The sequence below is a fragment of the Rhodococcus sp. ENV425 genome (assembly GCF_002887785.1).
GTDB classification, from domain to species: Bacteria; Actinomycetota; Actinomycetes; order Mycobacteriales; family Mycobacteriaceae; genus Rhodococcus; species Rhodococcus aetherivorans.
Map to the genome: position 1 here is coordinate 6779 of NZ_PCZU01000230.1, position 11562 is coordinate 18340.

Here is an 11562-nt window from a genome sequence, read left to right on the forward strand (position 1 = left end):
GCGCGGATCTGACCGCCACGATCGCCCGCCGAGCCCGCGAGGGTGTCGCCTCGATGGTGATCGACCTCGAGGACGCCGTCGCCGATCATGAGGTCGAGGACGGCCTGCGCAACGCGGTCGCCACCCTCGACGAGCTCGCCGGCACCGCGGCCGCGACGATGCTGCTGTTCGTCCGGGTGCGCACCCCCGACGGTGTCGACCGCATCGCCGACATCCTGGGGCCCGGCGTCACCGCGTTGACCGGATTCGTTCTGCCCAAGTTCACCGCGGCGTCGGGGCCGGCCTTCCTCGATGCGGTGGCGGCGGCGTCCGAGCGGCTCGGCAAGCACCTGTACGCGATGCCGGTGCTCGAGTCCGCCGAGCTGGTGCACCGGCAGACCCGCGACGGCGAGCTGCAGCAGATCGCGGCACTGCTCGCCGGGCACCGTGACCGGGTGCTGGCGGTACGGATCGGGGCCACCGACATGTGCGGCACGTTCGGCATCCGCCGCGACCGCGACCTGACCATCTACGACGTACGCGTGGTCGTCGACGTCATTGCGGATGTCGTCAACTATCTCGGCCGCACCGACGGCACCGGATTCGTCATCACCGGTCCCGTCTGGGAGTACTTCGCCGATCACGAGCGCATGTTCCGCCCGATGCTGCGGGCCACGCCGTTCGCCGAGCACGACGCGGTGATGTTCCGCCAGCAGCTCGTCAGCCGGGATCTCGACGGGCTGCTCCGCGAGATCGCCCTCGACCGGGCGAACGGCATCCAGGGCAAGACCGTGATCCATCCCTCCCATGTGGCCGCGGTGCACGCCTTGTCCGCGGTCACCCACGAGGAGTACCACGACGCGGTCGACATCCTCGGCGGCGACGCAGGTGGCGTGCAGGCCTCCGGCTACCGCAACAAGATGAACGAGCGGCGTCCGCACCGCACCTGGGCGCAGCAGACGTTGCTGCGCGCCTCGGTGTTCGGCGTCACCAACAAGGGAGTCACTTTCGTGGACCTGCTGACGGCATTGGTGGACCGGTGACCGCGGGGTTGCAGTCACCCTGGGCGACGGAGCAATTCGGCCTGGAACTGCAGCACTTCGACTCGGCGACCGGCGACACCGTGCCGGACCTCGTCGTGCCGGGGCTGCGCCGCAACCCCCGTCGCGCACACCTGCTGGTCTCCACGGTGCTCGGCAAGCACATTCCCACCGACCCGGCCGCGGTCATCGGCGCGGGTGACCGGCTCGGCGATCTCGTCGCGGACCTGCTGGGCTCCGCCGCGCACGACACGGTCGTACTCGGATTCGCCGAAACCGCAACGGGCCTGGGTCATTGTGTGGCCAGCCGGCTGCGAGCGCGCTGCTACCTGCACTCCACCCGGCGTGACGTGCCCGGCGCCGGCACCTTCGCCGGGTTCGAGGAGGGCCACTCGCACGCCACGTCGCACCTGCTCCAGCCGACGTCGCCGGAGCTGTTCGCGAACGACGCACCGCTGGTCCTGGTGGACGACGAGATCTCCACCGGCGCCACGGCCGTCGACGCGATCCGGTCCCTGCACCGGCACCATCCTCGCGCCCGGTACGTCGTCGCGTCGCTCGTGGACATGCGCACCGCCGATCACCGTCGCGCGGTCGACGAGGCGGCCGCCGAACTCGGCGCCCGGATCGACCACGTGAGCCTCGCGGCGGGACACACGATCCTTCCCGACGGGCTCGTCGAGCGGGTCGCCGCACTGCCCGATCCGGATATGAATCCCGTTGCCTCACAAAGAGGCTCCGTGGATTTCGTGACGTTGCCGTGGCCGGCGACCGTGCCCGACGGCGGGCGGCACGGCTTCCTGCGCACCGACACCGCGGCTTTCGACGCCGCGATCGAGCACACGACCGAGGCCGTGGCCACCGCCCTCGGACCGGGACGGCCGGTCGTCGTGGTGGGCCACGAGGAACTGATGTACCTGCCACTGCGCATCGCCGACGCGCTCGCCCGCCGGGGGACCCCCACGCGGTTCCAGACCACCACCCGCTCCCCTGCGTACGTCCGGGACGTGCCCTGCTACCCCCTTCGGCGCGGATTCACCTTCATCGCACCCGAACCCGACGATGTCCCGCGGTACCTGTACAACGCGCGGTGGCCGGAGGAACGGGCACGGCTGCTGCTGGTGCTCGACGATCCCGCCGACACCGATCGCCTCCGGGCCGACGGTGGCCTGCTCGACGTGCTGACCGCCGCCGGGGAGGACGTGGTCGTCGCCGTCGTGCCCGCCACCGACCCGTCGGTGCTGCGCGCCGCCCGGGAGGGACGATGACCGTTCCGCTGGCCGGACCCGACTTCGGCTCCTACGCCCCGGACGAGGTGCGGTGGCTCCTCAAGGACCTCTCGCACGTCGCCCTCGAGGCCGACATCGCCGAGCGCGAACGCCGCATCCAGTCGGGTCTCGCCCACTACGCCGAGACGCTGCCGATCGAATACCAACCCGATGCCGCCTACCGCGAGCTGTTCGACAAGGTACTCGCCGCGACGGCGGGGCGCCTCGCCCACGCCGTCGGTACGGTCACCGAACTGCTGCTCGCCGAACGGGGCCGGGACCTGACGCTCGTATCACTGGCCCGCGCCGGCACTCCCGTCGGCATCCTGATCCGTCGCTGGGCGCAGCGGCACCACGGGCTGGACCTGCCGCACTACGCGGTGTCGATCGTGCGGGGCCGTGGCATCGACGTCGCCGCCCTCGACCACGTGACGGCGCGTCACGATCCGGCCTCGGTGGTGTTCGTCGACGGCTGGACCGGCAAGGGCGCCATCGCCCGCGAACTCGCGGCGGCCCTGGCCGAGTACCGGGCCGCGGGCGGTCCGGAACTCTCCGGCGACCTCGCCGTGCTCGCCGACCCCGGGTACTGCGTGCGGACCTACGGCACCCGCGACGACTTCCTCATCGCCTCGGCGTGCCTGAATTCCACTGTCTCCGGCCTGGTTTCACGCACCGTCCTCAACGAAACCCTGATCGGCCCGGGCGAGTTCCACGGCGCCAAGTTCTACGCCGAACTTGCCGGCGAGGACGTCTCGGCCGTCCTCCTCGACACCGTCGCTGCGGAATTCGGCGACCGGGACGCCGCAGTCACCGCCGCCGGGGACATCCTGCGGTCCGACCGCACCCCCACGTGGGCGGGCTGGGAGTCGGTGGAGAGGGTACGGGCCGAGTACGGCATCTCCACCGTCAACTACGTCAAGCCCGGTGTCGGTGAGACCACCCGGGTGCTGTTGCGGCGCGTGCCGTGGCGGGTGCTGGTCCGCGAGGCCGATGCCGAGGAGCACGCGCACATCCGGATGCTCGCCGCAGCCCGCGACGTGCCGGTCGAAACGGTTCCCGACCTGGCGTATTCCTGCATGGGACTGATCAAGGATCTGCCGTGACCACCGCCCTCGTCGCGACCGACCTCGACCGCACGATGATCTACTCGCGCGCCGCGATGGGCGAATCGCCCGTCGTCGACCGCGATCTGGTGTGTGTCGAGCACTACGACGGTGCGCCCCTGTCGTACCTGACCGTCACGTCCGCGCAGCGCCTGCGCGACCTGGCCGCCGCCGCGGTGGTGGTGGTGCCGACCACCACGCGCACCCCGGAACAGTTCCGGCGCATCGCGCTGCCCGGCGCACCGTGGCGCTACGCGATCGCCAGCAACGGCGGCGTGATCCTCGCCGACGGTGTGCCGGACACCGGGTGGCGGCAGGCGGTGGACGCGGGCGTGCGCGCCGAGGGCGCCGGACTCGACGAGGTCACCGCCGAACTGCGGCGCCGCGTCTCCGACGACTGGGTGCACAAGTTCCGCATCGCCGACGAGCTGTTCTGCTATCTCGTGATCGACGTCGCCGCCCAGCCGGTCGGATTCCTCGACGAATGGGACCACTGGTGCCGCGGCCGCGGATGGAGCGCCTCGCAGCAGGGCCGCAAGCTGTACACGATGCCGTCGGCGGTGTGCAAGAGCAAGGCCGTCGCCGAGGTCCGCCGGCGCCTGGTCGCCGACGGAACGCTCGCCCCGGATGCCGCGGTACTCGCCGCCGGGGACGGAGCGCTCGACGCCGAGATGCTGATCGCCGCCGACGCCGCGATCCGGCCGCGGCACGGCGAACTCGAGGCGCTGGACTGGCGGCACCCGACGGTGACGGTGACCCGGGAAACGGGGATCCGGGCCGGCGAGGAGATCCTGGCCTGGTTCGCCCGATACGCCCGGATCGGCGCGGGTTCGTACAGTGGCAGTGACGCTCCATGTTCCCCAAGACAGAGTTTCCAGTAACAGTGAGGACCCCTCCCGTGCCCGTATCTCTCGCCAAGGGTCAGAACGGCCCCCTCACCGCCACCGACGTCGTCGTCTCGCTCGAGCTGACCACCCCGGCCGACCTGTCTGCCCTGTTGGTCAAGGCCGACGGCAAGGTGCGCTCCGACGCCGACTTCGTCTTCTTCAACCAGCCGAGCGGGCCGGGGGTGCGGCTCGTGCCGGGCGCTCCCGGGCAGGCCGCGTCGCTGGCCGTGTCGCTGAACCAGGTGCCGGCAGACATCGACCAGGTGCGCGCGGTCATCACCCTCGACGACGCGTCGAGCAGCTTCGGTCGCTTCGCCCCGCCGTCAGCGCGGGTCTCCGACACCGCGGGCAACGTCCTCTACGAGTACCGGATCGACGGGCTGAGCAGCGAGTCGATCGTGATCGCCCTCGAGCTGTACCGGCGGCAGGGCGCGTGGAAGGTGCGGGCCGTCGGCCAAGGATACGCGGGCGGGTTCGCCGCGCTCGTGACCGATCACGGGGTGAGCGTCGACGACGCGCCCGCGGCGGCGCCGCAAACGGCTCAGCCCGCACCGCAGCCTGCGCAGCCCGTGCCGCCGTCGGTCCCGGCCGCGCCGCCCGTACCGCCGGCCTACTCCACGCCGCCGCCTTCTGCTCAGCAGCCCTACCAGCAGCCGGCCCCGCCGCAGCCGTACGTGCAGGCCTCCGCGCCGCAGCCGGCGCAGGACGCCCAGCCCGAGGTCAGCCTCACCAAGAGCCGGCCGGTCAGCCTCGTCAAGGGCCAGAAGGTCACCCTCCGCAAGGAGGGCGGTGTGGCCCTGACCTACCTGCGCATGGGGCTGGGCTGGGATCCGATCGCGAAGCGCGGTCTGTTCGGCAACCGTGCCGCCGACATCGACCTCGACGCGTCGGCCGTGCTGTTCGCCGACCAGAACCTCGTCGACGTCGCGTACTACGGCCAGCTGCGGTCCAAGGACGGCTCGGTCCAGCACCAGGGCGACAACCTCACCGGCGAGGGCGCCGGCGACGACGAGGTCGTGCTCGTCGACCTCACCCGGGTCCCGGCCCACATTACGACGGTCATGTTCATCGTCACCTCGTACAAGGGGCACACCTTCGAGCAGGTCGCGAACGCGTTCTGCCGGCTGGTGGACGGCACCAACAACGCCGAGCTGGCCCGCTACACCCTGCAGGGCGGTATGCCGTTCACCGGCATGGTGATGGCCAAGGTGTACCGGCAGGGGCAGGACTGGAAGCTTCAGGCGATCGGCGAGGGCATCCAGGCCAAGCATCCCGGGGAGGCCGCGCCGCAGCTCGGCCGGTTCCTGGTGTCCTGACGCCGTGACGGGGAGATTCGCGGCGGGGCAGAACGCCCCGCTGACGGCGCGCCGGGTCCGCTTCACGGCGCGCGCGGCAGGGCCGCTGGACGTGTGCGCGCTGGTGGTCGACGCGAACCTGCAGGTACGCACCTCCGCCGACGCCGTGTTCTACAACCAGCCCGGGGCGCTGGGCGTGGACCTGGCCGGCGACGCCGTCGTCGTGGATCTCGACCGGGTGTGCCCGCAGGCCGCCGCGGTGCTGTTGGCGGTCTCCTCGGACCGAGGGCCGGTGGGCGCGCTGTCCACCGACCTGACCGGGCCGCCCGGATCCGGGCCGGCGACGTTCGACGCGCCCGCCGGCGGTGCCGAGTCGGCGGTGATCTGCTGGGAGTTGTACCGCCGCGACGGCGGATGGAAGCTGCGGGCGGTGGGCCAGGGGTATACCGGTGGACTCGCCGAACTGTTCCGCGCGCACGGAGTGGACGTCGACGACGAGCCGGCTCCGCCCTCGCCGGATACCCCGGCGACGGTGCCGGTCGAACCGGAGCAGGCGTGGGAGCGGACCTGGCAGATCTTCGAGGACGCATCCCGCTCTGCCGCCGCGTTGGTCTCCGCGCACGACTACGCACTGCACCGGCTCGACGAGGAACTGTCCGCAGCCGTCTCCGACCCGGCCCGCCGCACCGGACCGGCCGCCGACCAGGCTCGGGCCGAGGCGAATCGGCGATGCGACGAGCTGATCGCCGCGGCTCGGGCCCGGCACGCCGCCGACACCGCGTTGTTGACCGAGGAACTGCGCGCCGTCGGCGCGGCCCTGCCCGCGGCGATGGCCTCGTGGGACGCACCGGCGTGGCAGCGGCCGGGTCTCGGCGGAAACGGGCTGCGGATAGGCGAACTCGGGGCCCCGGATCGCGACTCGCCGACACTTCCGTTGTGCCTCCCGTTGCCGCTGCGGCGCCCGCTGTGGGTCGACGGGGACTCCGTCGCCGCCGCCCCGATCGTGTCGGCCCTCGTGGTGCGGCTCCTCGCGGCGCACCCGGCGGCGCGACTCGACATCGTCGACACGGCCGGTGCGTTGTCCGCCCTCACCGATGTGGTGTCCTTCGCAGTGACGAGCCCGGTCGTCCGCGACGTCCCGGACATCGGACCCCGGCTGCGCGACGTGGCGCACACGGTCGATCTCGCCGCCCTGGCCGCGGCCGCGGATCCGGGTGCCGAGCCACCGGCGCCACGGATCGTGGTGCTCGCGGGTATCCCGCACGGCTACACCCGTGACGATCTGAGGCACGTCATCCGGATCGTGGAGGCGTCTGCGACACAGCCGGTTTCGGTGATCATCGTCGGCGAGGACGACGGTGTGACGGACGAGCCGTTGCTGGACCTGCTCTCGCAGGAGGCTCAGCACCTACCGGTGGCGCCGGGCACCCACATGGCCGATCCGTGGACCGGCACCAACTGGCAGCTCACGTTGGACACTGCGCCGGACCTCGACGGGCTCCGCCGCGTCGTCGCTGTGCTCGGGCGCTGAGCCTCGGGCTGAGCCGAACATCCGCGCGCGGCCGTGCTCCTTGCGCGCGTCCGTCGGGGACCGTACCCGCGCAGGAAGCACCTCCGCGCGCAAGGACAGTCGCGCGCCGCCGGTCCCGACATAGGCACTCGCTATCGGTCGCTGTGGATCTTGGACTTTGTTCCGCCGAGGCGCTGGTGATCGACTGATCGGGCACGGCGGCCCGACATCGAGGCGCTCGCCGAACGGAACGAGGAGTGGGATGTGAGCGGTCTGCACCTTCCGCAGCGGGTCCGGCAGCACGCGGCGGAACGGCCGGACGCACTTGCACTGACCTGCGGCGACACCACCGTCACCTTCGCCGAACTCGATCGGCGCACCAATCGGCTCGCGACCGCCCTGAGCGGTCTGGCCCGCCGCGGCGGTCGGATCGGAGCGCTCCTGCGCATGCGGCTCGAGGCCGCCGAGACCTTCGTCGCCTGCGGGAAAGCGGGGCTGGTGTTCGTCCCCCTGAACTGGCGGCTCACCCCGGCGGAGGCCGCCCGCATCGCCGAGGACGCGGAACTCGACGTGCTCGTCGTCGAATCCGGGTTCGCAGCGGCAGCCGAGGCGATCCGTGCCGCACTGCCCGGCCTGCCCGTCGTCCTCGTCGACACCGATCCCGGCGACGACCTGCTGCCCGGGGCGTGGACGTGGGAACGGCTCACCGCCACCGGCGCCGACACCGATCCCGGCCGCGGCGACGACCCCGACACGACGCTGCTGCAGCTGTACACCTCCGGCACCACCGGCACGCCGAAGGGGGTGCTCATCACCCACCGCAACCTCCACAACGACGAGGAGGGACAGCGCATCTACCACTGGCGGCCCGACTCGGTGGCGCTGAACGCGATGCCGCTGTTCCACATCGCCGGGGCCGGATGGCTGAGCACCTGCCTGTCCGCCGGTGTGCACGCCGTCCTGCTCGGCGAGTTCCAGCCACGCACCGTCGCGTCGCTCGTCGAACGCCATCGCATCACCCATGCGTTCCTGGTGCCCGCGACCGTCCAGATGCTGCTCGACCTGCCCGGCCTGGACACGTTCGACCTGTCGAGCCTGCAGTTGATCTTCTACGGCGCCTCCCCCGTCACGCCGTCGATGCTGCGCCGAGCCGTGCACACCCTCGGATGCGGATTCGTCCAGCGCTACGGGATGACGGAGACGAGCGGCTCCGTCACCGCGTTGCGCGTCGAGGATCACGACCCGACCGGTCCCCGCTCCTACCTGCTGCGCTCGGCAGGCCGTCCCATGCCCGGTGTGGAGATCGCCATCCGCGACGTGGCGACCGGGGAGGACCTGCCGGTGGGAGGGTCCGGCGAGATCGTGTGCCGCTCCCGCCACAACACGTCCGGCTACTGGCGGCGCCCGGAGGAGACCGCGGCGCTGTTCACCCACGACGGGTTCCTGCGCACCGGCGACGCCGGCCACCTCGACGAGGACGGCTACCTGTTCGTCACCGACCGGGTGAAGGACATGATCATCACCGGCGGGGAGAACGTCTACCCGATCGAGGTGGAGTCGGTGCTCGCCGAACATCCCGCCGTCGCCGAGGTCGCCGTGGTCGGGGTCCCCGACCGCAAGTGGGGCGAGGCCGTCACCGCCGTCGTGCGGGTGGCCGACGGTGCCGCCGTGCCGGACGAGAGCGAACTGGTCGCGTTCACCACCAGCCGGCTCGCCTCCTACAAGAAGCCGCAGCGCATCCACTTCGTGAGCGAGCTGCCGCGCAACGCCAGCGGCAAGATCCTCAAGCGCACGTTGCGCGACACCCTCGCGGGGGAGGTGTCGTGACCGCGGTCGAGGTCGTCGGCGTCGTGCAGCAGGAGGCGTGGCGGCGCGGCGAGCTGCCACCGGTCGAGCAGGTCCGGCCCGGGCTGTGGTCGATTCCCGTGCCCATGCCGAAGAACCCGCTGCGCTACGTGCTGGTCTACGCGCTGGCCCTGCCCGACGGCCTGGCCCTGATCGACGTCGGCTGGGACTCCGAACAGTCGTGGCAGGCCCTGGTCGACGGAATCCGGCAGACCGGGCACGACATCACCGAGGTCCGGTTCGCGGCGATCACGCACCTGCACCCGGACCACTTCGGCCTGGCGCCGCGGCTGCGCGAGGTCAGCGGTGCCGCACTGGCGATGCACGCCGCCGACGCGTCGCTGCTCGGCCACCACACCGCCACGGATCGGGAAGGGTTCACCGCGGCCTGGGCCCGGCAGCTGGCCCGGCTCGGAGCCCCCGAAGAGGTCCGATCGGGCGAGGTCATGGAACTGGTCCGGTTCGGGCCGCGCGAGTCGCTCGACGTCGTGCTCGACGACGGCACCCCCCTGGATCTGCCGGGCTGGGACCTGCACGCCGTGTGGACGCCCGGCCACACCCCCGGCCACCTGTGCTTCGTGGATCGCACCCACGAGCTGGTGTTCAGCGGCGACCACATGCTCCCCCGCATCAGTCCCAACATCTCCACCGTCCCGGGCGAACTGCCGAATCCGTTGCACCGCTACCTGCTGTCGCTGCACGCCACCACGAGCCTGCCCGACGGCGAGGTCTTCCCCGCCCACGAATACCGCTTCCGCGGTGTCGCTTCCCGCGCGCAGGCGCTGCTCGGCCACCACGAGGAACGGCTGGCCGAGATCGCCGAGGCCGTGTCCCGGCACCCCGGTTCCACGGCGTGGGAGGTCGCCACGCGGATCTCGTGGTCCCGTCCGTTCGAGACGATGTCGCCGCGTCTGTGCCGGCTCGCGGTGCGGGAGACCGACGCCCACCTGTTGGTTCTCGCCGACCGGGACGTGGTCACCGGGTGCGGTACCGACCCGGACCGCTGGATGCCGGCAACCGCCGTCCCCGTACGATGAGCCGGTGGACCTTCACCTCATCACCTATTTCGTCGCGGTCGTCGACCGGGGTGGGATCACGAAGGCCGCCCAGTCCCTCTACATTTCGCAGCCGTCGCTGTCGCAGGCCATCCGCACACTCGAACGTCGGCTCGGCACAACCCTGTTCGACCGGACCGGGCGCCGGCTCACGCTCACCGAGGACGGCCGCCGGCTCGACGTAGCGGCGCGCCGCATCCTCGCCGACGTCGAACGGGCGAAGGCGAAGGTCGCCGCGGTACGCGAACTCGCCTCGGGCCGCGTCGACGTGGTGACGTACTCGTCGTTCTCGTTCGACCCGATGATCGAGCTCGCCCGCCGCTTCCGTGACCGCTACCCGCACATCCTGGTGCGGATCGTCGACACGGACGGTCCCGCCGGGGTGCACACCGCGCTGCGCCGCGGCGAGGCGGAGATCGGCGTGACCGACCTGTCGGTCGAGCACGCGGGCATGATCACCGTGCCGCTGTTCGAGCAGGAACTCGTGCTCGCCCTCCACCACGACCTTGCGGCCGACCTGCCGGACCCGATCCCGCGCACCCGTGTGCGGGACGTACCCCTCGTCGTCGATCTCGGCGACCGCACCAACGCCGCGAAGGCGGGCGGGCTGCTCGCCGAGAACGCCGCCAATGTGGTCGTCGACTGCGCCCACCCGGCGGCGACGTGGGAACTGGTGTGCCTGGGCACCGGCGCAACGGTGGTGCCCAGGCCGGTGGCCGAACAGCAGATGCCCACGGTGACGGTGCGGCCGCTGGAGCCGCCGCTGACCCGGCCCGTCGGACTCGTGCTGCGGGCGGGCGAGCCGTCGCCGGCCGCGGCGGCGTTCCTCGACGTCGCCTCGACACTGCGGCAGGGAGTGTAGGACTGTGGATTTCCGGCAGGTGGAGTACTTCCTCGCGGTCGTCGAGAACAACGGCATCAACGGGGCCGCGACCGCGCTCGGCGTCGCGCAGCCGACGGTGTCGCAGGCCCTGCGCAGCCTCGAACGCGAGCTCGGCGTCGAGCTGTTCCACCGCATCGGTCGCGGCATGGTTCTCACCGCGGCGGGCCGCAGCCTCATCGGCCCGAGCCGGCAGATCCTGCGTGACGTGACCGCGGTCGAGGAGCTGCTCGCCACGTCGGACGGCGCGGTGGCGGGCCGGCTCGACATCATGGCCTTCCCGGCACTGTCCGCCGGCCCGCTGGTGGAGCTGATCGCGCGGTTCCGCCGCGAATATCCCAAGGTCGCGGTGCGGTTCTCGGCCCTGCAGGACGAGGAGCTGGTCGCGTCGCTGATCCGCGACGGTCACTGCGAGTTCGTCGTTGCGCACCTGCCGCTCGAGGGCGGCGACGGACTCGAGGTGATCGAGCTGGGCGAGCAGGAGTGGTGGCTGGCGTATCCGCCGGGATCCGAGCTGCCGGAGGGCCCGATCCACCTGTCCGAGCTGCCGGACATCCCCATGGTGTTCGCGCCGACCGGTGGGTCGATGGTCGATGCGGTGGAGTCGGCGCTGCGCGCGGCCGGTGCCCGTCCGGAGATCTCCGTCCTGGTCGGCCAGCGCGAAGTCCGGCTGCCGATGGTGGCAGCCGGACTCGGCGGG

Annotated in this window: 10 protein-coding genes; all 10 read left to right on the forward strand. The window is 71.7% G+C overall.

All coding sequences use genetic code 11. The features are described from left to right. A partial coding sequence (locus CQZ88_RS19815) for an HpcH/HpaI aldolase/citrate lyase family protein (RefSeq protein WP_258008694.1) occupies positions 1-1022 on the forward strand: 1022 nt, incomplete at its 5' end. Beyond that, entirely contained in the window at positions 1019-2287 is a 1269-nt protein-coding gene (locus CQZ88_RS19820) for a phosphoribosyltransferase family protein (protein WP_006941746.1), read from the forward strand. The genes CQZ88_RS19815 and CQZ88_RS19820, both read left to right, overlap by 4 nt. Beyond that, positions 2284-3390 (forward strand): cysteine protease StiP family protein, encoded by a 1107-nt coding sequence (locus CQZ88_RS19825; protein ID WP_006941747.1) that lies wholly within the window; start codon positions 2284-2286, stop codon positions 3388-3390. Before CQZ88_RS19820 ends, CQZ88_RS19825 begins: the two co-directional genes overlap by 4 nt. A 35-nt stretch (positions 3391-3425) precedes the next feature. Next, positions 3426-4271 carry a hypothetical protein gene (locus CQZ88_RS19830; RefSeq protein ID WP_044476233.1) on the forward strand — a complete coding sequence of 282 codons (846 nt, stop codon included), beginning with the start codon at positions 3426-3428 and terminating at the stop codon, positions 4269-4271. A gap of 17 nt (positions 4272-4288) precedes the next feature. Further along, entirely contained in the window at positions 4289-5593 is a 1305-nt protein-coding gene (locus tag CQZ88_RS19835; RefSeq protein WP_006941749.1) for a TerD family protein, read from the forward strand. Positions 5594-5597: 4 nt separating this feature from the next. Further along, positions 5598-7103 (forward strand): TerD family protein, encoded by a 1506-nt coding sequence (locus tag CQZ88_RS19840; RefSeq protein WP_180987048.1) that lies wholly within the window; start codon positions 5598-5600, stop codon positions 7101-7103. Positions 7104-7346: 243 nt separating this feature from the next. After that, the gene (locus tag CQZ88_RS19845; protein ID WP_102800191.1) at positions 7347-8909 is read left to right on the forward strand and encodes a long-chain-fatty-acid--CoA ligase; all 1563 of its coding nucleotides are present in this window, start codon (positions 7347-7349) and stop codon (positions 8907-8909) included. Beyond that, complete coding sequence (locus CQZ88_RS19850) at positions 8906-9964, forward strand: MBL fold metallo-hydrolase (RefSeq protein ID WP_006941752.1); 1059 nt, start codon at positions 8906-8908, stop codon at positions 9962-9964. The genes CQZ88_RS19845 and CQZ88_RS19850 overlap by 4 nt, the downstream gene beginning before the upstream one ends. Positions 9965-9968: 4 nt before the next feature. Further along, positions 9969-10844 (forward strand): LysR family transcriptional regulator, encoded by an 876-nt coding sequence (locus tag CQZ88_RS19855; RefSeq protein ID WP_006941753.1) that lies wholly within the window; start codon positions 9969-9971, stop codon positions 10842-10844. Between the two features lie 4 nt (positions 10845-10848). Continuing rightward, positions 10849-11562, forward strand: a 714-nt coding sequence (locus CQZ88_RS19860) for a LysR family transcriptional regulator (protein ID WP_258008695.1), incomplete at its 3' end; no start/stop codon positions are given.